This is a genomic window from Acidobacteriota bacterium (assembly GCA_030697165.1).
In the GTDB taxonomy this organism is placed as follows: domain Bacteria; phylum Acidobacteriota; class Vicinamibacteria; order Vicinamibacterales; family UBA2999; genus 12-FULL-67-14b.
Window position 1 is genome coordinate 384,381 of record JAUYQQ010000015.1, and the last position, 22,076, is coordinate 406,456.

The 22,076-nt window shown below is 67.5% G+C and carries 18 protein-coding genes; 6 read left to right on the top strand and 12 right to left on the bottom strand.

The genetic code is table 11. The features are described from left to right. Positions 1-147 precede the first annotated feature (147 nt). The 5 genes from Q8T13_15350 to Q8T13_15370 all read right to left on the bottom strand — a co-directional run bounded on the left by Q8T13_15350 (position 148) and on the right by Q8T13_15370 (position 9,955). Positions 148-765: a hypothetical protein gene (locus Q8T13_15350; protein ID MDP3719138.1), complete on the bottom strand. Its 618-nt coding sequence runs from the start codon at positions 763-765 to the stop codon at positions 148-150. A 105-nt stretch (positions 766-870) separates the two neighbouring features. Next, complete coding sequence (locus Q8T13_15355; GenBank protein ID MDP3719139.1) at positions 871-3,807, bottom strand: POTRA domain-containing protein; 2,937 nt, start codon at positions 3,805-3,807, stop codon at positions 871-873. Continuing rightward, positions 3,807-7,904 carry a translocation/assembly module TamB domain-containing protein gene (locus Q8T13_15360; protein MDP3719140.1) on the bottom strand — a complete coding sequence of 1,366 codons (4,098 nt, stop codon included), beginning with the start codon at positions 7,902-7,904 and terminating at the stop codon, positions 3,807-3,809. Before Q8T13_15360 ends, Q8T13_15355 begins: the two co-directional genes overlap by 1 nt. An 18-nt stretch (positions 7,905-7,922) precedes the next feature. Then, the gene (locus tag Q8T13_15365; protein ID MDP3719141.1) at positions 7,923-8,450 is read right to left on the bottom strand and encodes a biotin/lipoyl-containing protein; all 528 of its coding nucleotides are present in this window, start codon (positions 8,448-8,450) and stop codon (positions 7,923-7,925) included. Beyond that, positions 8,447-9,955, bottom strand: coding sequence for an acetyl-CoA carboxylase biotin carboxylase subunit (locus Q8T13_15370; protein ID MDP3719142.1), 1,509 nt, complete (start codon positions 9,953-9,955; stop codon positions 8,447-8,449). Before Q8T13_15370 ends, Q8T13_15365 begins: the two co-directional genes overlap by 4 nt. 55 nt (positions 9,956-10,010) lie before the next feature. On the opposite strand from Q8T13_15370, the gene Q8T13_15375 reads away from it, so the two are divergent. Then, complete coding sequence (locus Q8T13_15375) at positions 10,011-11,525, top strand: hypothetical protein (protein ID MDP3719143.1); 1,515 nt, start codon at positions 10,011-10,013, stop codon at positions 11,523-11,525. Further along, positions 11,522-12,304 (top strand): ABC transporter ATP-binding protein, encoded by a 783-nt coding sequence (locus tag Q8T13_15380; protein MDP3719144.1) that lies wholly within the window; start codon positions 11,522-11,524, stop codon positions 12,302-12,304. The genes Q8T13_15375 and Q8T13_15380 overlap by 4 nt, the downstream gene beginning before the upstream one ends. Here Q8T13_15380 and Q8T13_15385 read toward each other — a convergent pair. From Q8T13_15385 to Q8T13_15405, 5 genes are all read right to left on the bottom strand, one after another. Further along, entirely contained in the window at positions 12,301-12,888 is a 588-nt protein-coding gene (locus Q8T13_15385) for a class D sortase (protein ID MDP3719145.1), read from the bottom strand. The two genes, Q8T13_15380 and Q8T13_15385, sit on opposite strands and share 4 nt — an antisense overlap. Beyond that, complete coding sequence (locus Q8T13_15390; protein MDP3719146.1) at positions 12,885-13,829, bottom strand: VWA domain-containing protein; 945 nt, start codon at positions 13,827-13,829, stop codon at positions 12,885-12,887. Before Q8T13_15390 ends, Q8T13_15385 begins: the two co-directional genes overlap by 4 nt. A gap of 54 nt (positions 13,830-13,883) precedes the next feature. After that, on the bottom strand, positions 13,884-14,612 hold the full coding sequence (locus Q8T13_15395) for a hypothetical protein (protein ID MDP3719147.1): 729 nt from the start codon (positions 14,610-14,612) through the stop codon (positions 13,884-13,886). 218 nt (positions 14,613-14,830) lie between these two features. Beyond that, on the bottom strand, positions 14,831-15,313 hold the full coding sequence (locus tag Q8T13_15400; GenBank protein MDP3719148.1) for a hypothetical protein: 483 nt from the start codon (positions 15,311-15,313) through the stop codon (positions 14,831-14,833). A 131-nt stretch (positions 15,314-15,444) separates the two neighbouring features. Beyond that, positions 15,445-16,113 (bottom strand): HAD family phosphatase, encoded by a 669-nt coding sequence (locus Q8T13_15405; GenBank protein MDP3719149.1) that lies wholly within the window; start codon positions 16,111-16,113, stop codon positions 15,445-15,447. Positions 16,114-16,131: 18 nt separating this feature from the next. Between Q8T13_15405 and Q8T13_15410 the strand changes: the two genes are divergently transcribed. After that, positions 16,132-17,148 carry an inosamine-phosphate amidinotransferase 1 gene (locus Q8T13_15410; GenBank protein MDP3719150.1) on the top strand — a complete coding sequence of 339 codons (1,017 nt, stop codon included), beginning with the start codon at positions 16,132-16,134 and terminating at the stop codon, positions 17,146-17,148. 45 nt (positions 17,149-17,193) lie between these two features. On the opposite strand, the gene Q8T13_15415 is transcribed toward Q8T13_15410, so the two are convergent. Then, complete coding sequence (locus Q8T13_15415; protein MDP3719151.1) at positions 17,194-18,120, bottom strand: hypothetical protein; 927 nt, start codon at positions 18,118-18,120, stop codon at positions 17,194-17,196. Next, positions 18,093-19,085, bottom strand: a complete 993-nt coding sequence (locus Q8T13_15420) for a glycosyltransferase (protein MDP3719152.1) — start codon at positions 19,083-19,085, stop codon at positions 18,093-18,095. Before Q8T13_15420 ends, Q8T13_15415 begins: the two co-directional genes overlap by 28 nt. A 116-nt stretch (positions 19,086-19,201) precedes the next feature. Here Q8T13_15420 and Q8T13_15425 point away from each other — a divergent pair, with 116 nt between their 5' ends. From Q8T13_15425 to Q8T13_15435, 3 genes are read left to right on the top strand one after another with little or no spacing between them, the layout of a single operon-like run. Next, a complete protein-coding gene (locus Q8T13_15425; protein ID MDP3719153.1) occupies positions 19,202-20,065 on the top strand; it encodes a nodulation protein NodZ in 864 nt (287 codons plus the stop codon). Then, a complete protein-coding gene (locus Q8T13_15430) occupies positions 20,062-20,982 on the top strand; it encodes a nodulation protein NodZ (protein ID MDP3719154.1) in 921 nt (306 codons plus the stop codon). The genes Q8T13_15425 and Q8T13_15430 overlap by 4 nt, the downstream gene beginning before the upstream one ends. Then, positions 20,979-22,076 (top strand): hypothetical protein, encoded by a 1,098-nt coding sequence (locus Q8T13_15435; GenBank protein MDP3719155.1) that lies wholly within the window; start codon positions 20,979-20,981, stop codon positions 22,074-22,076. Before Q8T13_15430 ends, Q8T13_15435 begins: the two co-directional genes overlap by 4 nt.

Below are 22,076 nucleotides of genomic sequence, written 5' to 3' on the forward strand. Positions count from 1 at the left end.
GGGGAATCCCGCAGGAGGGCCGTGAGGCCCGACCCCCACGAGGGGCGCAAGCCCCAAGCCCCACGAAGGCGCGAAGCGCCGAGCCTTACGAGCGCCGGCCTGTCCACCGTAGCGCGTCAGCGCGAAGGTGGGAGGCGCGAGCCCACACTACTGCGGCAGCAGCACGACCGTGGTGCGGCGGCGAAGGTCGGATACCCAGTCGGTGATCAGCTCGCGGCGGCGGGCCTCGACCAGGCGCTCGCGCAGCGCCGGTGCCGCCTGTTCGAAGGTGATGCCGGCGCGCTCGAAGGCGACCCGCTCCTGCGTAAAGAGCACGGCGACCTCGGCGTCGGTCGGCGTACTGGCCGAGGCAAACCGCTGCGCCAGGTACGCGACGGTCCGCAGGTCGTCCCGCACCCAGGCGCGCAGGCGCGCCTCGGTGAAGCCGGTGGCCGCGAGAATCCGCGCCCACTCGCCCGGCGCCGGCAGCTGCTTCCGGAGTTCATCGATCCGCGCCTCGACCGTGCCGTCCGACGGCGCGGGCGGCGCATAGCGCTGGACTTCGCGCAGGACCAATTCCCGATCCACCAGCACCTGCGTAATCGAAGCCGGATCGGCCCCTGGCGCGGCGGCCACCAGCCCGAGGCGAACCGCCGCCTGCGCATCGCCGAGCGTGATTACCTGCGTGCCGACGATCGCGAGCGTCCGATCCAGCAGCTCGGCGGGCTGGGCCGCCGCCGCCGGTGCCAGCCACGCCACGAGCACGCCGCATAGTAGGGGTCTCATCTAGTGGAGCGTATCAGTGATTACGAACGTCCCATCAATCGGCCCATTGAGGCCACTGGGGTCGTTCCGAAGGAACGATCCGCATTCGCTCGAACGGACACTCCGCTAGAAGGCCTGCCCCAGCGAGATGTGCAGCACGTTCGATCGCTCCCGCCCACCGGTTGCCAGCAGCTTCGTGCTGAGCTTGAAGCCCCAATCCACCCGCAGCGGGCCAATCGGCGACCGATAGCGAAAGCCGATCCCGCTGGTGAGCCGCAGTTCGTCCAGGCGGATGTCGGACGCCAGCTTGAAGACGTTGCCGGCGTCGGTAAACCACACGAACTGCAGGTTCTTCCAATAGGGCGCGCGGGCCTCGAAATTGAAGACGGCGAGGCCGTTGCCGCCTTGCGGGAACCCCTGCGGATCGAGCGTCTCGGGCGTGCCCAGCCGGTCGAGCGCGAAGCCGCGCACGGTGGTGTCGCCGCCGGCAAAAAACCGTTCGCTCGCAGGCAGGTCGCGAATGGTAGTGGGAAAAGTCGCCGCCCGCGACCGATCGCGCGCCACGTCGGCGTCGGCCGGCGCGGCGATTTCGATGACCGCCGGCACCACCTGTGCGGAGCCGACCGCGACGCCCACGCGCGCGCCGGCCGCCAGCACGATGCCGCGGCCCGGCAACCGCCGGTAAATGAACGCCTGGGCGAAGCTCTTCACGAACCCCACTTCCGAACCGAGCACCCTCGCGGCGATCGATCCGTCGAGGCCGAGCACCGACCCTTGCTGCGGATCGAGCACATCGTCACGCGAGTCGCGCAACACGGAGCTGAAGACCTTGGACAACCGCACCTGGGGAAACAGCCGATCGATCAGGAGTTGGTCGTCTGGCGCGATGCGTTCGTTGTAGAGCTTCGTGTAGTCGAAGGTGTAGCGGCCGGTGACGGTGAAGCCGGTGAACCGCTTGGCGTAGTCGGCGGTGACGCCCTTGCGATTGAAATCGAAGCTCGAGCGCAAGCCCTGCTCGATGAACGCGCTGAACTGGGCGTCGCCGGTGGTGCCAAACGCCCGGGGCTCCCGAAACGTGAACAACCCGCGATAGTCGTTGAGGCCGTAGCCGGCGGCGTTGCCGCCCTCGATCCCCTCGTCGCCGTTGCCCTTGCGCAGCGTCACGCGGGCGAACAACGTGACCGAACGGTTCTTCCCCCACAGGTTGCGCCGGCTGATGTCGAAGAAGCCGCGCGGCGCGACGTCGAGTTCCTCGTTGGCCTGGCCATCGTCGTCTGTGCCGGTGATGCCGCCGACTTCGATGCCGCCGCCGTAGCTGATGGTCGTGGCCGGCGCCTCTTCGAGGTCGACCAGCACGTCGCGGCTGTTGGACCCGGTGCGCGGCAGCTCACTCACCCGCACGCGGCGGAACAGGCCGGTCGCCGCCAGCTGGCGCTGGCTCTCGATTAACGCGCCGTCGCTCAGCGGACTGCCGGAGCGGATGGTGAGTTCCCGCCGGATGAGGTCGATGCCGGTCCGCAGGTTGCCCTTGATCAGCACGCGGTCGACGACAATCTGCGGCCCTTCCGTCACCGTCCAGGTGATGGCCACGCGGCGCTGATCGTCGGCGAACGCAAGCTGTGAGATCACCGACACGTTCTGGTAGCCTAGGCCGCGATACGTCCGCAGCAGCGTGTCGCGGTCGGCCGCCAGTTGCGGGCGGTAGAATGGCCGTCCGGCCGACAACGCCAGCTGCGAGGCCAGCTGCGACGGCTCGAGGGCGGTGACCCCTTCCACCGTGGCGCCGGTGACCTCAGTGGGTTGCCCCTCCTGGACCTCGAACCGCACCTCGACCGGCCGGAACGACGCGCCGCCGCGCGTCTCGGCGGGCAGGACCTGGATGGCCGGCGTCACCGTCGCTCGCGAATAACCCCGCACGTGGTACAGCTCGGTGATCGCGGAGGCGACCATGCCGACGCGCGACTCGACGTACGGCTCACCCGCCTTCAGCTGCAGCAGCGGCGCAATCTCGGTTTCGTCGAGCCCGTCCAGCCCCGAGATTTCGACCAGGCTGATGCGGTGCTGCGGGCCGCGCGTCACCGTGAACGTGACAATCACCTCGTCGCCCTCCTGGCGGCGGGCGAACGGGGCCTGCGCCGAGCGATAGCCGGCGCGCCGCAGCGCGTCCTCGATGCGGAGACTGGCGTCTTCGAGCAGGTCCTGGTCCACGGTCCGCTCTTCGCGCACCGGCACCAGAGCCTCGCGATTGCCCTCGAGAGGGTCGCCCTCGAACACGACCCGCACATGCGGCCCGGGTTCGACGGCCACTTGGACATCCACGCTCGCGCCGTCAGCCGAGAAGTCGTGAGCCTGGCGCACCCGCGCCTCGTAGTAGCCGCGGCCGCGCAAGTCTTCCTCGTAGTCGGCAATGCGCGCCTCGAGCGCGGTGCGATCGAACGGGCGCCCGGCCTGCAGGCCAAGGCGCTCGATGACCTCGGCCTCCGGTGCGATCCGCGACGTCGTCACCGTGATGGCGCGGATGGCGGCGCGCGAACCGGGCTTGATCGACAGCACCAGTGTCACTCGCTCGGGCTGGGACTGATTCTCGTCGAGGCGCGGCAGGATGGCCGCCTGACGGAAGCCGCGATCGGCATAGAAGGCCCCGAGAACGGTCACCATCTCGGGCACCCGGTTTACCGACGGGAGCGCGCCAAACCGGTCCGCCAGTTCGGCGCGGATGGCCGCGCCGGGCACCTGGGCATGGCCGTCGATCTTGATGGCGCCAATGCGGCGCACCGGGATCAACAGCCACCGGACGATCACGCCCTCAGCCGACGGCGCTGCGACCACTCGCACATCCTCGAAACGACCGAGGCCCACCAGGTGATCGATCGTCGCCCGGACCTGGGTCATGGTGAGCGGTTCGCCAATGCGGGTCTCGATTAACTCGATCACCGCCGGCTCGGTAAGCGGCACGCCGGCGACCTCGACCCGCACGTCGGCAATGGTCTGGCCGACGTACTGGCGGGCCACGGCCGCGTCGGCGAGCAGCAGCAGTACGACCAGGACCACGCCTGCGCGCATCAGAAGGCGTGCCTCTTGCGGACTTCGAGCGCGTAGGTCCGGTCCTCGTTCTGCGAGAGGACCCACGACAGGGTGTCGCTTTCGTCGAACTCGAGCAGGATGATCTGGTCGTACTCGGCCGACGACAGGCTGCGCGCGTAGGTCAGGAAGACCCGGCTCGAAATGCGCTTGCCGATGGTGACGCGCGCCGTGGGATTGAGGTTGACCCGAGCCGACTGCTGGTACGGATCATTGAGGAGCGGCGTGATCTGGAAGGTGTCGACGCCGAAAGTCTGCTCCACCACGCGGCCAACTTCCGCCGAGAGGGCGCCGGTCAGGGCGCGCGTGGCCCGCGCCTCGACCAGGCGCTGCTCCTGTTCGTTCGGCCGCTGCAACCGCGCCAGCTCCATGTCGCCACTGATCGCCTGATCGCTGAACAGCAGGGTCAGGATGTCAAGCGTCTGCAGTGGCGGATCGGACTGGAACTGCGGCTGCAATCGGTCGGTCGTGCCCGCCATGCGCATGGTGATGCGGTAGGTTTGCCCCGGCACCCGGACGCGCGTCTCGGCTTCGATGTCGAAGAACGGCTGAATTCGTTCGGAGTTCGCGAAGTCGAGGCTGCCGCGCGTCACCTGGTAGCGGCGTCCCTCGAATTCGACATCGCCGCGGACGATCTCGGCGCTGCCAAAGACCAGCGGCCGGTCCAGCGTTCCGCGCAGGGTCAGGTCCGCGCTGGCAACGATGCGAGCCTGGTCGTTGTCGATGCGGAGCGTCGACGGCGCCAACAGCCGGACGTCAAACCGCAGCGCCGACGGGGCCGCCACCTGGCCCTCCACGGTTGGCGGCGCCGGGTCGCCGCCGCCGAGGCCGCTGAACAGGCCGCCGGAGGTATCGATGCCGCGGGTCCAGCTCGCGCTTTTGACGTTGACCGTGCCGGTGACCACCGGCGACGCCGCGGGTCCCTGCAGCGCCAGTGTGACGTCCACCAGCGAACGCATCCCTTCGGGATAGCGCAGGCGCATGTCCTGCCCGATTGCCGTCACGTCGAACTCGCTCAGCTGATACGCGGCCAACCCGACCCGCCCGCCAAACTGCACCGCCCCGCCGCCGAGCCGCGCGCCGAGCCCGTCCAGGCGCACGCCGCTTGCGTCGAACGTGACGATCCCGTTCACCTCTTCAAGGGCGTTCGGGAACGACAGCTGGCGGATCCGGCCGCCGGTCAGGAGCGCGTTGCCGGCCACCACCGGTTCGCGCGCCGTGCCGGTAATGCGCGCCGTCACCTCGGCGCGGCCCGAGCTGCGGACGTCTGCGACAAACCCCTGCAACACCGCCAGGTTGGCGGCGCCGTTGGCCTGCAGCGCCAGTGACTGATCGCGCAGGTCGACCGTGCCCGACAGATCCAGCTCGGTGCCGTCGCCGACCATGCGCAGCGAATCCACCACCAGCGACTGCCCCTCGATGCTCAAGCGCATCGGCGCGGCGTTGCGCAGCTGGTAGTCGACCAGCCGCAGATCCACGGATTCGACCGTCGTGTCGACGCGCAGGGCATCGGGGTTGTACAGCTCACCGACGACGCGAATGGTGCCGCTGGCAATGGCGGAGGTAAACGGCGAGAACCCCGGCTGGAGCGCGCGGACGAACGGGTCGAGCGACGAATCGCTGATGCGGAAGGACATCTCCGCATCCATCTCGTCGTTCAGTTCGATGCGGCCGGTGCTCGACACGGCCAGTCGCGCCGAGGCAACTTCCATCTCGTAGGTCATCAACAGGCCGCGCATCGACAACCGCCCCGACATCTGCCCAACGCCCTCGTCGCCGAAGAACAGGTCGCTGGCGCTGAAGCGCACATCGTAGCGAGGCGCCTCGAAGGTGCCGGTGCCGGTGGCGCTGAAGTCCAGCGACCCGAAAATGGTCGGGTAGCCGGGATAGGTCGTGAGCGCCAGGGTTTCGACGGCGATATTCCGGCCGTCGGCGTCGAACGAGTAGGTGCCGCTCCAGCCGACGTAGGCCGCGCCGGTAATCTGTCCGCCGCCTTTCGACATTTGCAGCGCGTCGAGCCGGACCCCGGCGCCCTCGAAGCGCAACCCGGTTTCGAAGGATGCAAATGGCTCGTCGTAGGCAATGCCGCGGGCAACCGTCATGCGGCCGAAACCGTGCGGCCCCTCGTAGCGGCCAAAGACATGAAAGTCGCCAGACAGGGGGCCGTCAACCTCGTAGTCCTGCAGGTCGAAGGCCTCGCGCAAGTCAGCCAGCTCCCTGTCCGTGATGCGAATGCGGGCGTCAATTTCCTCGCCGCCGTCGGCGCGCGGGTAGCCGAGCGAGAACTGGCCGGTCACGTCCATGCGCGACAAGCCCGAGCGGATCACGGCACGGCTGACGTTCGCATACGAGTTCTCGACCACGAAGTCGCCGTCGATCTCGCCCCAGTTCACGTCCCACGCGCGCATCTCCTGGCCGACCAGCCGGCCTTCGATGCGCGGCCGCCTGAACGCGCCGAGCAGCACGCCCTCGAAGCGGCCCACCCCATCGATCGGGATGGCCTGGGTGGTCGCGCCAAAGGCCGTCATGATGCCGGCCAGCAGGCGGTCGCTTTCCTGCCAGTCGCGGGTCGTGACACGGAACGGGATCTTCGAGCGTTCGCCGTAGGCGGTGGCGCCCTCAAACGCCACGTAGGTGTCTTCGGTGAAGACCTGGCTCGGTTCGAAGCGCAGGGCCTCGGGATCAAACGCGTAGGTGAGGTTCCCGGCCACCGGCAGCGGCGCCATCGGCGTGTGGTTGCTGAATGGGCCCTGGACGAGATAGCGGGCGCGCGCGGCCGCCGCGGCGCCCGCCGGCAGTTGCGGTCCCTGTAACGCCACGCCCGCCGGCGCGGCCAAGGTCACGGCGCCCTCGCCGGCACGATCGGCAAACCGACCGAGCGTCCACGCCATGGTGTTGTGGCCGCTGGCGCGACCTGCCACCCGCAAGCCGCGCATCTGGAACACATCCGACAATGCCGCCAGGTCGACATCCGCGTACTGCGCATCGAACTCGGCGCGCGCCGGCGTCGTCGGATTGCCGAGCGGCGCCATGAGGTAGCGAAACTGGGTCGTGCCACCGTAAAACCCCGAAGTCGCGTGCGTGACCTCCATGCGATCGCGGACCCAGACCACCGACCCGGCCAGGTTGGGAAAACGGAAATCGTTGACGCCGGCTTCCACGCTCGAGAAGTCACCTTTCAGTTCACGGCCACCCGTGAACATGTGGAAGGTGCCGTTGAAGAAACCCTCGCCCGACAGGCTGAACGTGTCATTAGCGAAGAAGATCTCTCGCATGCGCGGGAACTGCATGCGGGACTTCACCTGGTACAACTGCTCGGGCCACTTCGCCGGCTCGATCACGCCCGAGATCTGCGAGACCGCGCCATCGGTAATCAGGTCGATGCGATCGAACACGATCTTGCCGTCGGTCAGCTTGAATGCGGCCGCGAGTTCGGCCTTCATCGGCACGTACTTCTGGATCTTGAGATCGCCGTCATTGAACTTCATCGTGCCGCGGTACGTGCCGACCTTGGCCACCGTGACATCGAGATTCGGGGCGACCATGAACCAGTCGGAGCCGTAGTCGTTGACGACCAGCTCGCCGCGATGGGCGCGCACGTACTGCAGGGTCGTGACCACCAAACCCGGGCCGGTGCGCGGCGCCCGGGGCGGCCCGGTAACGCGCGGAAAGGTCTGGCGGCCATCAGGGAACGACTCGATCACCATGCGCCAGTCAGTCATCTCGATCTCGTCGAGCAGGACCTCGCGGCCGAACAGCGCGCCCCAGGTGAGGGACACCTCGATGCGCTTGGCGGTGAGCCAGGGCGGCTCGCCGGGCAACATGCCGTCGATGCGCAGGTCTTCGATCACGAACCGGCCGCGCGCCAGGTGCACCCCGAGTCGGCCAATGGTCAGCTTGCGCTCGAGCCAGTTGCCGCCCGCGGTCTCGGCGCGCGCCCGCAACGCCGGCCCCAGGTCGATGGTCAGCGTCGAGACGACCACGACGGCCACGACGATGCCGATGACCAGGGCAAAGCGGCGTGCCAGGCGATACCCGATCGCGAATGCGGAACGCAGCTGGTTACCGATCTGCGTCATCCTGCTCATCGGCCGCCGTTACTCCACGACCAACAGGGTCGCGCCCGCGTCCACCGACTGCCCTTCGGCCACCGACACCTCGCGCACGCGGCCATCGCGGACCGCGCGCAGCTCGTTCTCCATCTTCATGGCCTCGACCACCACCAGGCCCTGCCGCGCCGTCACTTCGTCGCCGGCCTTCACCAGCAACCGCACGATCTTGCCGGGCATGGGCGCGAGAATGCGCTGCGGGCCCGCGCCGACGGCGGCGCCGGCCTTCTTCTGGCGCCCGAACGCGCCGGCCTGCCGGACCTGCACCGGGATGACCCGGCCGGCCACGTGCACGTCAAACTCACCCGCCGCGCGCCGGGTCGCAAGCGAGGCGTCCACGCTCGTCACCGGCGCCGAGCCGTCGACCGGCCCCACCAGCAGCGACAGCGTCATGTCGCCGACGCGCCGCGCATCGACCACCAGGGTGCGGCTGCCAATGGCCACGTGCAGCAGCGGGCCCTTGCGCGTCACCGAGACCAGGTGCGCGCCCTGGCCGACGGCAATCTCGTAGGTCATCGCAGCGCCTCCGCCCGGCCGGCCTGCTTCCAGACGCTGATCGGTTCGGCGGCCGGTGCGGCCGTGGCTGCACGGGTGAACAGGTGCACGGCGGCGGCCACCATCGCGAGTTCCTCGTGACTGGCGTCAATCACCTGCAGCGTCCCGCTGCCGGGCGCGCCCATCTTGCGGTCGATAAAGGTGGTGTCGAACCGCCCGGCGATGAAGTCGTCATCGTCCAGGATCCACTGGAAGAACGGGATGGTGGTGCGGATGCCGCGCACTTCGTACTCGGAGAGCGCCCGCTTCATGCGGGCAATGGCGTGCTCGCGGTTCTCGCCCCACGTAATGAGCTTCGAAATCATCGGGTCGTAGAAGATCGGCACTTCGCCGCCTTCGTAGGCGCCGCTGTCGTCACGCACGCCCGGGCCGTGCGGCACGCGCAAGCCCTGGATGCGGCCGGGTGATGGCAGGAAGCCGTTCTCCGGATCCTCGGCGTAAATGCGGCACTCGATCGCGTGGGCGCGAGGGCTCAGCAACGCTTCCGGATCGAGATCGAGCCGCTCGCCCCTGGCAATACGAATCTGCCACTGGACCAGGTCCACTCCCGTGACCATCTCGGTGATGGGATGTTCGACCTGCAGGCGGGTGTTCATCTCGAGGAAATAGAACGAACCGTCGCTGTCGAGCAGGAACTCGATGGTGCCGGCGTTGGTATAGCCGACCGTCCGGGCGACGGCGGCCGCGGCCGACGTCATCTGCCGTCGCAGCGCCGGTGAGACCGCAAGCGACGGGCTCTCCTCGACAACTTTCTGGTGCCGCCGCTGGATCGAGCATTCGCGCTCGACGAACGGCAGCACGGTGCCGTGGTGATCGCCGAGCAACTGCACTTCGATGTGCCGCGAGGCGAGAATGCGCCGCTCGAGGTAGACGGCGCCATCGCCGAAGGCCGATTGCGCTTCAGAGCGCGCGGCGCGGAGCGCCGCCGGCAATTCCGCTGGCGACGACACCATGCGCATGCCCTTGCCGCCACCACCCGCCACCGCCTTGAGCATGAGCGGGTAGCCAATGCGCTCGGCCACCGTCAACACCTCGGCGTCAGAGGTCTGCTCGCTGAGCGGCTCTTCCGTGCCGGGCACGACCGGTACGCCGGCCTTGATCGCGGCCTGCCGCGCCGCGGTCTTGCTCCCCATCAGCGCGATCGCTTCCGGCGTTGGGCCGATGAACACGAGGCCGGCATCGCGGCACGCCGCCGCGAAATCCTCGTTCTCGGCGAGAAAGCCATACCCAGGGTGCACCGCGTCGGCGCCGGACTGCTTCGCCGCGTCGATGATCGCGTCGATTCGCAGGTAGCTGTCGCGAGGCGCGCTCGGACCCACCGGCCAGGCTTCGTCGGCCAGCCGGACATGCAACGCCGCACGATCACATTCCGAGTACACGGCCACGGCGCCAATACCCATGTCGCGACAGGCACGAATCACGCGCACGGCAATCTCGCCGCGATTGGCGATCAGGATCTTCTTCATTAGACCGAACCGCTTACGATTCTATCAGTTACAGGCACTGATGTAGTATCGCCTCGTGGTCGGGCACAAGGCCGTGACACTCAGTTGGCGCGTGTTCTCTCGCTCGCTTCAGGAGTCGTCTGGCGGCGTCTGGTTGTTCGTCGCCGTGGCGCTGCTGGCGGCGTCGACCATGGGCCAGTCGTCCGCGCGGATGGGCGAAGCGCTGGCGCTGAACGAGATCCCACGCAGCCAGGCTCCGCTCGTCCTCGGGCTGTGGCTCTGGGCGACCTTCATGGGGGCGTTTGTCTACGCGGTCGCGGCCGGCGAGTTGTCGTTCATTCGCGCCCTGCTCGCGGATTTCGCGACGCGCCCGTTGTCGCACTGGCAGGCGTTTCTGGCCGTGCAGGCCGTCACCACGGGCGGTCCACATTCGCTGGCTGTGCTCTCGGCCGGCTTGCCCTGGCTCGTGCTCCTTGGCAGCTGGCTGCACGGCACCGCGCTGCTTGCAGCAGTCGCCGCCACGTTGGTACTCCTGCGCCTGCCGGTCTCGCTGCTGCTGATCGGTTCGCGAGTGCTCAGCGCTTCGCTGGCCAGCGTAGCCGTGATGGTCGGAGCGACTTGCGCGGTGGTAACCGCGTTGTGGGTGGCTGCGCCGGACCGGTTGACGGCGTGGTCACCGCCCGGGCTGGTCGTGCGCATCGTGATGAATGAAGCCGCCCTCGGCGCATGGACCGGCCTGGTGGTGTGGACATTCGCGCTCGCGGCGATCGAATTTTGGTCGGTACGAATCAAGGCCGCGCCACGAGCGGCACCGGTCGCAACCGCACGTCCCCTTCCGCCGATATCAGCTTTCCCAGTGTGGCTCGCGCGCCTTTCCGGCTGCCATGCAACGCTGCTCCATGGCGAGTTGGTGCGGCTTAGCCGTTGGCGCCGATACCAGCTCTCGTGGCTCATGGGCGGGGTGTTGCTCGCGCTTGTGGGGGCGCGCCTGGACGAAAGCCCGGATTTGATACTCCCGCTGGTCTTCTCACTCGTGCCGGTCCACGTCGGCACCAGCGTGCTTGCGAACCTGTTCGCCACGGACCGGGCGGGGTTCCACGCCTTCCTGATGGCGCCCCTCGGGATGCGCGCGGTGGTACGTTCCAAGATCGTCGCCGTCCTGCTCTTCACCCTGGTCGCGCAGGCCGCGGGATCCGCATACTTGGTGGCGCACGCGGTGCCATGGCCGCTCGTGACGGCCGGCGTGATCCTGGCGGCTGGCCTGTTCATGTGGGCGGCAGCCGTCGGCCTGCTAACCAGCGTGCTCTTTCCGTCGCCGTCGGATCCCCACACGGTGGGCGGTGCCCTGATCGGCACACCGGCGGTTCTCGTGGTCGCGGTCGCCAGCAGCCTGTACCTGGGGCCAAGCCTCTACCTGGCATACGCGCTCCAGACCGGACGGTGGACTTCGGTCGCATGCGCGTTCGCCGCGCTGGCGCTGGTCGGCGCTGCCGCGGCAGCACTGGCCGCGGGGTCGCGCCTGGTGCCCCGCTTGATCGCCACACGGCAAGAAGTCATGCTGCAGGCCTTGGCGACCGGAACCCGCGCATGATCGAGGCCCGCGACATTCACAAGAGGTACGCCGACGTAGCCGCCCTGTCGGGCGTGTCGATCGCGATCGGCGCCCACCAGGCCCTGGGGCTGGTCGGGCCGAACGGCGCGGGAAAGTCGTCGTTGCTGCGCATCCTGTGCGGCGTGAGTCGTCCCGACGCCGGCTCGGCGCAGCTCGATGGGCACGATCCGGCGCACCATCCACGGCCGGCGCGGCGGCGACTCGGATGTGTCCCGGAGCAGCCCCCTTTGTTCGATCTGCTCACGGGTGGCGAACACCTGATGTGGGTGGGCCGGGTCTACGACATTCCCGATTCGGTGCTGCGGGCCAGAATCGAAGAACTGGCGGCGGCGCTGGAACTGACCGATGCGCTGCCACGCCGCATTGCCGGCTACTCGAAGGGCATGCGCCAGAAGCTAGCCTTCGCCGGCGCGCTGCTCCACGACCCGCGGCTGCTGATGCTGGATGAACCGTTTGAAGGGGTGGATGTGGTCGCGGTCGATGCGATGAAGGCCATCATCCGGCAGTTCGTCGAACACGGCGCCGCGGTGCTGCTCAGTTCGCACATCCTCGGCCTGGTCGAGGACGTCTGCACCGAGTTCGCCGTCCTCAACGCCGGCCGGGTTGTCTTTGCAGGCGACCGGCCACAACTGGCGCTCGAGGCCGCCAAGCTGAGGCACGAATCGTCGGGCCGGCCGCTCGAGACCGTGTTTCTCGACCGCGTGGCGCGCGATCGGGTCGCCCGGCGGCTGACAACGGTGGCCAACGGGCCATCTTAGCCGCCGGCACCACCGGGTCGGTTCACCCGCTCGGCATGGACGACGAAGCGCTGCGGCGCGGGTCCGACATACGAAAAGGGATAACAGGTGATCAGGGTCAGGGTGTCACGCGTTCGCGGAGCCAGCACGCGCAGGTCATCCGGCTGCACGATCGCCGTGCCGGTCACCTGGTAGTGAAACTCCTCGCGCGTCGTCCGGAACGTGATCGCGTCGCCAACGGTCACGCGCTTGAGCGGCCTGAAGAGGCCGTCGCGGTGGCCCGCCAGTGCGCTGTTGCCCGGTTGCCAGGGCAGCGGCGTATCGGGCAGGTGTCCCACCGACGCCTGCAACGCCGTTTCGTCATCACCCTCGACGACCGGCGTCGACAGTCGCAGACGCGGCACTTCCAGCATGCCAACCAGGCTGCCGGCAGCGACGGCCTGCGGCACGTTCGCCGCGGCAGCGCGCTCGAATTGGGCGACGTTTTCGCGCCGCAGACGGTTGCCCTCGATCGTGACGTAGCCATACGTGCCCAAGCATCCCAGGCCGACGCCGAGCAGGCCGAACTCGAACGCCGTCGCGAGCCAACCGCGTGAGCCGGTCACGGCTGGCCCCCACCTGGTTCGGAGAGGTAACCATCGCGAGTCCGTACCCGCAGCACCTGGCCATCCGGTGCGCGAACGTAGACGCGGACGGTGCGGCGGCGCGGCCCGGAGGCGTGGCCCGCCCCGGCCGTCGGTGTGTAAGCCAGCGTGTAGGCACTGCGGATATCACGGGCAATCCGTTCCAGCGTCGGCGGCACCTCGTTCAGGTTGCGGGGTTGAAACGACTCGCCGCCGGTTTCGCGCGCCAGGCGCCGGAGCAGGCCGGGGTTGCCGTCTCGGACCAGCGGGTCGATCAGTGCGACGGTGTAGATCACGGCGTCAGCCGCGCGCGCATCCCGCACGATCTGTTCCTGGCTGGTAGTGCTGGCATTGTCGCCACCGTCGCTCACCAGGATCAGCACCTGCCGGGTGTGCACGCCGCGGCGGAGGCGGCGCAACGCCTCGGCGACGCCGTCATAGAGTGCGGTCATGCCGCGGGCGGTGATGGCGCTGGCCATGGCGGCCGCGAACTCATCGAGCCGCGTCGTGGCGATCACGGCCGGCGCCCACGCCTCGCGCACGTGCTCGTTGACTGCCAACGCGAAAACTTCATCTTGTGGGTGGCTGTTGCGGGCCAGCGCGACCGCCGCGGCAACCACGCGTTCGCGGCTGGGGGCCATGCTGTTGCTGTTGTCGATCACCAACCCGATGCTGGCGGGCACGTCGACCCCCGAAAACAACGTCACGTCCTGCGGCTGGCCATCGTCGATCACGGTGAACGCATCCCGTGACAGCCCTGAGACGTAGCGGCCGCCGTCGCGGACAGAGACGTGCAGGACGACGAGCCGCGACTCGGACTTGAACACCGGTTGTTCAACGGGAGCCGGCACCACGACCTGCGCCGCCGGCATTCCGGCGCAGAGCGCCAGCAGCACGAAGATCGCGGGAGGTGCGTTGGTCACAGTGCAACCAGTGCGCGAGGAGCCGGCAGGTGCCGGCCCCCCTCGCAGTATGAACTAGCGGACCCGACGCGCGCGCAGCAGGCGGCTGCCGAGCAGCGAGCCAATGCCGACCAGCGCCAGCAGGGGCAGCAGGCTGGCGGTTGCGGGAAGCTCCGTGCGTTCGACACGGGCGGCCGCGGTCGGCGCCGTCTGGGCGCGCTCCGTCACCACGGGTTCGGAGGCGCGCTCGGCCACGACCGGCGCGGCCTCGGCGGTGATGGCGGCGGGGGCATCGGCACCGGTACGGTCGACGCGCGTCATGTCCTGTTCGGCGACGGTGTCCGCGACGGGGGCTTCGGTCTTGGTCGTCAAAACCGACTCGCCGGTCCGTGCCGCCAGCTTCATGGCCTGCGATCGCGGATAGAGGAACTCATGCCCGGTCGTGCGGCCGGGATAGAACCACACCTTGACGGCCTGCGGCCCGGTTTCCGGGCCTTCCATGAAGCGCACCTGCGGCTCGTCCGACGCCTTGTCGAGCGTGTAATTGGGAATCGCCAACAGGGTCGCGTGTAACGTCTTGCGGTCCTGGCTCATCACTCTGACAACATGCCGATTGGTCGCACCGTCGGCCAACGCGAACAGGTAAGTGCCGGCAGGCAAGGTCGTGCCCGGCAGCTCAACCGCCTGGCTGAACGTGAAGAAAGTGTCCTGGTTGGGCAGACCGCCTTGCGCGGATGCGGTAAGCGGGAACATGGTCGCCGCGACGAAGGTGCACGCGAGCGCCACTTTACGAATCGATGTCATCTATCCTCCTCCTCGGCGTACGAATGGTTTAAGAAGAAATGCCGAGTTCTTTCTCATAGAGAAAGCAAGGATGCGGCCAGCTTTCGGTGGTACTGCGGTGACCAATCTAGGCGAGCGCGTGCGTGATCTTGGTGATCGCGCGATGACAGTGAGGAGCGAATGACACCAGGGCAGTGGAAGGCTGCGCACGTCGGACCAAACCGTGCGCAGCAGCCGAGCTAGGGCATTCGTTGCGAATCGTCGAACGTCACCACGACCGCGCCCTTGGCGCCCGGGATCACCGCCTCCGGCGCGCCCGTGCTCGACGCATAGATGCCAATCGGCGAACCCGGGGCCGGCGGCGCGTTCCCGCTCATCCCGCCCTTCTCGTCGTATGCCACCGCAATCCACACCCGCTCCACACCCACCTCGAACGTCGCCGTCGCGCCGTTCTTGTCAACTGACATCTCGGCAATCGGCATCGAGTCGGCGCCAATGTCGGGCGAATCAAACAGCCACACCCAGACTCGATGGCTGCCATCGACGGTGCCGCTTCCCTTGTAGTTGACCGTCACCGCCACTGCGCCTGCGGCCGCGCCGTCCGGGGCCGCGGCGTGAATCCGGACCGTGTCACCGAACACACCTGCGGCCATCATGGCCACGACGGCCAGGGCGGCCTTGCCCGCCATGGCCCTGGCGAAGGTGGGAATGCTCTTCATCATGGTTAATCTCCCTGTCCGACAATCGTGCGGACACCTTCACAGACGGCGCACGCGCGTTCGCTGTTCAGGCCGATGCCTCGACCGGTCGAAGCAACCGGTTGAACGGCCGGGGAGTTCGGGGCAACGGACGGTCAGGAACGCTGTCGGTCGAGGAACTCGTCGAAATCGGCGCAGGTGGCCGACGGCGGCGGCTGTAATGCCGCGAAGTGCCCGGCGCTGAAGCTGGTGGTCAGCGCCACCACGGACATGCCGGCGGATTGAGCCGCGACAATGCCCATTGGCGCGTCCTCGAACACCAGGCAGTCGCCGGCCTCGACGCCAAGCCGGGCGCCCGCCGCGGTGAACACGTCGGGCGCGGGCTTGCCCCGTGCCACCTGGTCGCCACGGACGATGATCTGAAAATCCATGACCAGGCCGATCTCGGTAAGGGTGTGCACGACGTTTGGCTCCGGCGCCGACGTGGCCAGCGCCATGGGCACCGCCGCGGCTCGGTAGTGGGCCAGCAGTCGCAACAGGCCCTTCATGGGCACCAGCCGGCCCCGCGACAACTCGCGATAGAGACCTTCCTTCTCTTCCTCGTAGGCCTGCCACTCGTCGCGCGCGACGTCACGGCCGAACAGAATCGGAAAGATCTCGCTGTTCCGGCGGCCGTCGAGGCGGGCGCGGTCCTCCGGCGTCAGCGCCGGCAACTCATGCCGTGCGGCAAACACGGCGAAGGCCTCGGCGTGCAGGGCCATGTTGTCAACGAGGGTGCCGTCGATGTCGAAGATGACGGCCCCGGGCTCAAACGGCGAGGGCATACCGTATTATCAGGCACGGTGATCCTGAACAGCCACAATGAATGGGGTAAGTTGCAAACGGTAGTCGTCGGGCGAGCCGACCATGCGCGGGTGCCGGTTGACGACGTCAGCCTGCGCGCGATCAATTACGCTGGTAATCGCCGGCGCGCGGTTCCGCACGGGCCTTACCCGCAGGCCGTTATCGACGAAGCCAACGAGGATCTTGAGTACCTCTGCGGCGTTTTCGTTAACGCCGGCGTCACCGTCTATCGCCCCGAGGTGCCCGACACCGTCCTCGAGCACGGCGTCGGCCACTGGCGCAGCGACGGTTATTATGCGTTCTGTCCGCGCGACGGCCTGCTGGTCGTCGGCGACACCGTTATTGAATCACCCATGGTCTTGCGCGCGCGGTATACCGATGCCTTCCCCTACCGGCGCATCCTGCAGGAAGCGATGCGGGACGGCGCACGCTGGCTCGCGGCCCCTCGCCCGCAGCTTCCGGACGAAGGCTACGACGAAACCGCAGACCGGGATCACAAGAGCCTGCGCAACCTCGAGCCGGTGTTCGACGCGGCCAACGTGCTGCGCGCCGACCGGGACCTGCTGTTTCTCGAAAGCAACAGCGGCAACTCCCTGGGCGCACTGTGGCTGCAACGCGCCCTCGGGACAGAGTACCGGGTGCACCTGTTGTCGGGGATCTACAGCTATATGCATCTTGACAGCACGATCAGCCTGCTGCGGCCGGGCCTGGCGTTGCTCAATCCGGCCCGCCTCAACGCCGGCAACCTGCCGCCCTTCTTCGCCGGCTGGCGGCTGTTGTGGTGTCCCGACCCCGTCGACATCGGCTTTCATGCCCCGTACGAGCATGCCAGCCAGTGGGTCGGGATGAACCTCCTGATGCTGGACCCGCAGACGGCGGTCGTCGAACGAAGCCAGTTGCCGCTGATTCGGATGCTCGAGGCCGAAGGCATTGAGGTCATTCCGGTGCCGATCCGCCACGCGCGGACGATGGGTGGCGCCGTTCACTGCGTGACGCTGGATCTGCATCGCCACTAGGCCACAGATTCGCACCAATTACACGCCGATAACTCGGACAGTCTCCTAGCGGGACCGGTTGATGCGCGGGCGGTCGCGGCACACTGCCAGCCGCGCCGCGAGGACCCGAACCTGACGACTACCCCAGCGCCGCAGCCGCCGTAGGGCCGCATCACCGCCGCCAGCCGTAGCCCTCTCGCGCTGCTCGGCGGCCACGTCTCGCTCCGGTCCCCACGCCGGGCGGAGATTGGCCAGGTCGAGGTTCGGGTAGTCGGCGATGAACGCGCGCTCGCCGGATGCCGCGATCGCGTAGACGTCGGGCGACTCGCGCAGCCTGGTTCGATACGACCCGTACCACTGATGCCACACCACTGGCACCTCGCCGTCCTTCAGCAGGTTGCCCAACCCGTACTTGGGCGAGTGGTACGGCCGCAGGTAATGATGCCGGGCCAGCCGCTGGCCGATGCCGTAGTCGAAGTCGAAGTGCCGGGCGCCAGCCACGGGCGTGCCGAACACGCCACCCAGCCCAAAGCGTGCCTTGAATGCCTGCCAGTCGATCAGCAGGAAATTGGCGGCGGTACACCCTGGGGCGAACCGAAGCCAGCCATCGGCACCGGGCCACCCGCCGGCGGAACTTCCCGGCAGGCGAATGCGCTCTTCGATGCCGACGAGATCGCACTGTCCCTCGGCCAGCGTGGCCATCAGCGGATCGAGGCTGGCGAGCAGCACCGTGTCGTGGTCGGCGATGCAAGCGTAGCGCGTGTCGCAGCGCGCCAACAGCCGCAGGTAGGCGTTGGTGTAGCCGCATTCCTCGATCCAGCCGTCAATGCGGAATTCGAGCCGATAGGCCGCCAACTCGCTCGCGCCCCCGTCGCGTTTGGAGACGAGGATCGGCGCCTCTGGATAGAAACGGCGAATCGATGCGAGATGAAGCCGCATCATGTCGGCGCCTGACCAGTACGGGGTCAGGAACGAGATCGGAGACGTGCCCATTTTCTCAGGAACCAGCCGGGAATCAGCCAATACACCGCCCAGAGCGGGTGGATGCGCAGGCCCTCTCTCATGAACCGCCAGCCACCGCCCTGCGCGAAGAGCCAGCGGCGAAACCCGAAGCCAAACAGCACCCCGGCGCCCTCGCGGTTGGCCCGGGCGTCGAGATCCGGAAACTGCCGCTGATAGGGGCGGACGATTTGCACACATTCCCAGACGAACTCGTCACCGTCCTTGACCGACTTGCAACCGGCGTGATGGCGAATCACCGCCACCGGGAACCGCGGCGTCGTCATGCCGGTCACCGCCAGGAACCGCAGCGTGAAATCGTAGTCCATCAGGAAATGCAGCGACGTATCGACGGCGCCGACCGCGGCAAGGTGCCGGCTCGGGAAGAACATGCCGGGACCGCCATGGTGTTCGGTGTCCCACCACTGGACGTACGCGTGCAGGTCATGCGGCTGGGGATAGTGCACCTCGCTCGCGTGGCTGCCTTCCCGCGTGCGAATGACGTCGCCGGCGATGATCTGCCCGGGGTCCCGTGCGTGCACCCCCGCGACCAGCCCCAGGGCGCCCGGCAGCAGGTAGTCGTCGGTGTCGAGGTGGTTGAACAGCGAGCCGGTCACCCGCGCCATGCCTTTGTTGAGCGCGTCGGACTGGCCGGCGTCGGGCTCGGACACCCAGTAGCTGAACCATTCCCGGTACTTCGCGATCACGTCCAGCGTCGTCTGGTGGCTGCCGCCGTCGATCACGATCAGCTCAAGATCCGGATACCCTTGCAAAAGCACGGAGCGGAGCATTTCCTCAACGTAGCTGCCATGGTTGAACGACGCCACGACCACGCTGATGCGGGGCCAGTGGCTGCCGTCGGGAAGCGCCTCTGGAAGCGGCGGCGTCTCGATGGTCCAAGGCCAGCCGCTGCGACCATCGGGCGGCGCCGGCAGTGCCTTGAGAGACGGGCAACGCATTGCGTATCATACCGTTCGACCCTCGCTTCCATGCCATCCCAGTGTTGATGCCCAGCGCGCCAAGCCCAATCAGACGGTTGCTCAGCCGCGCCAGGGCCCGGTGGCGTGACAGCCAAGTGCGAGGGCAAGTGGCCGCCGCGCGCCTTGGCCGCGGCCTGCATCTCGGTGCCGTCGCGGCACGCATCCGGACGCCGGAGGTCGCGGTGCTCGAATGCCGCAGTGGCGCGGATGAGTCGGGCTTGTTTTCAGAATTCGCGGCGGTGATCGGGCTGCTCGATCATTACGAGCGATGGCGGCACCTCTACGCCGGCGTGCGAGTCCAGTTCGGGCACGGCCTGTACTTCGACGCCGCCGTGGGGCCGAATTGGTGGGAGTACTACTTCGCACCCATTGACATCCGGGACCGCGCCGAAGCCCGCGCGCGTGCGATCGATCCGCACTATCACGACCTGTGCGCCAACCGGGTCGAGCGGACGATGGCTCGAGTCCGTGGCGCCGCCCTGGTTCAGCAACACGTGACGGTCAGGCAGGACGTCAACGACATCGTGGACAACTTCATCGGCCAGCATTGGACCGGTCACCACGTGATCGGGGTGCACTACCGAGGCACCGACAAGTCAGACGACGCCCGGCGCGTACCGTACGAAGAGGTTGCGTCGGTGGTGCACGAGGCCATGCGGCGCGCCGGGACGGAGCGCTGCCGCGTGTTCCTGGCCACCGACGAGCAGGCGTTCGTGGATTTCATGCGCACGCGTTTTTCAGCACAGCTGTGTTACCGCGAGATGTTCCGCTCGATCGACGGCCGCCCGATCGATGTGGTCAACAGCGATGGCAACCACCGCAAAGGCCTCGACGCCGTCGTCGATTGCCTGTTGCTGTCGCGATCGCACACGTTGATCCGGACCGCCTCCAACCTGAGCCTGTGCGCCACGCTGTTCAACCCACGGGTGCCGGACATGTTACTGAACCCCGAACGATGAGACGGCGTACCGCGATCGCGTTGGTCGAGCGGCTCAGCTCACGGGTGGCCTGGTATGCGCGCCGGACGGGAGGGCGGGCCAGACTTAGGCTGCGCGATGCCCTGACCTCGGCGGGCGCACGCCTTCAACCGGAGCGGCTGGTGCTCGATTGCGCGAGCGGCGCCGAGGCCTCCGGGCTGTTCTCGGAAGTCGCGGCGGTCGTCGGCTGCCTGGCGCATTACGAGGCGCGGCCCGAGCTGTACGCCGGGCTGCGGGTCGACTTTCAGGAGCACGGCCTGTACTACGACCCGGCAGCCGGCGCCAATTGGTGGGAGTATTACTTCGAACCGGTCACGATTGCTTCGTCTCGGAAGGCAATCGATCGCATCGTGCCGCCATGGCAGCATGACGATTTCGCCGAGTACGTGGAGCTCGATATGCCGCGCGATGTCGCCGCCGGCATCGTCAAACGCCATGTCCGAATCAGGGAATCCATGCGCAACCAGGTTGATCGTTATTGGGTCGCGCATGCCGATGGCGCCGGCATGATCGGCATCCACTACCGCGGCACCGACAAGTGGGAGGGGGCGCCACCCGTTCCATACGAAGCCGTGGCCGCCGCGGTGCGGGAGGCATCGGTGGCGGTGGGCGACGCCCACTGCAAGATATTTGTGGCCACCGACGAGCAGGCGTTCCTGGACTACATGCTGACCGCGTACCCGGGCCAGGTCGTCTATCGACAGATGCCGCGGTCCGTGGACGGTCACCCGATTCACAAAGCGCCGGGCGATGGGTTCCGGAAGGGTGAAGACGCGGTCATCGATTGCCTCTTGCTGGCGCGATGCGCGCAACTGGTTCGCACCGACTCCGACCTCGGCCTGTTTGCCACGTTCTTCAATCCGGACCTGCCGGTGAGGCTCCTGGGTACTCCCTTATGACGCAGCTCCGTTCGATCTACTTCATCGCCGCGAACACCGCCCTCCTGATGTGGATGCTCCAGTTCGGTGCGTGTATCGGCCTGCGAGCCTACGACCGCATCGTGCCGGCCCTCTTGAATCCCAACTTGTCGGAGGCCGTCAAAGCCAACTACGCCCACATGGCGCCCAACGACCTCGATGACCTGCTCCAGACGACAAGGGGCCTGCGCTTCCGCTACGAACCGGTTGTCGGCTTCATGAACGAAGCCACGACCTCGCGGTTTGTGAACATTGATGTCCACGGCATCCGGGCCAACAGCTCGACGCCTCGGGAGATCTCCGCCCTGCGGGATGCGATTTGGTTCTTCGGCGGCAGCACGGCATTTGGCGATGGGATCGCAGATCACGAGACCATCCCCGCGCGGCTCGAGCAAGCGCTGGGGCGGCCAGTTATCAACCTGGGGGTGCGCAATTACGCCAGCACCGAGGAGAACCTGCTGCTCAATCACTACCTGAGAATTGGCTACCGACCAGCCCTCGCAATTTTCCTTGATGGGATCAACGAGACCTGCGAACCGGACTTGTACCTGGAAGAAATGAACGTCCTGGTCGGCAGGGCGCAGCATACCTACGTCTGGGACGTCGGCGGTCCCGTCACCTACGCCTTCCGCCGGCTCGGCAGGAAAATCCGGACACTTCGCGGGCTGGCCTCCGACGATTCCGATCGCCAGAGCCTGACGTGCATCCGGGATGGGCAGCAGAATGCGCTCTCCACGATCCACCGGAGGACACTGGCCGAGCGGGTGACGCTATGCCGTCTCTACGAGATCGATTGCCGGACGGTCGTCCAGCCCTTTGCGGGAACGCACGGCCGGCGCGACGGCTTCGAGAAGGCCTTCTTGGACGGTGACGGGAAGGACCTGCGCGAGCTCTTCTTCCACCTCGAGCCCGGCTGGCGCGCAGCAGGGGCCACCTTCGTGACCGATGCCCTGGACCATTACGATCGTCATGCCTTCATCGACGAAGTGCACTACAGCGCGGCCGCCAGCCGGGTGATCGCGGAGACCATCGCGAAACGGCTGAATCTAACGGGCACCGCGGCACTGGCGCCCTGA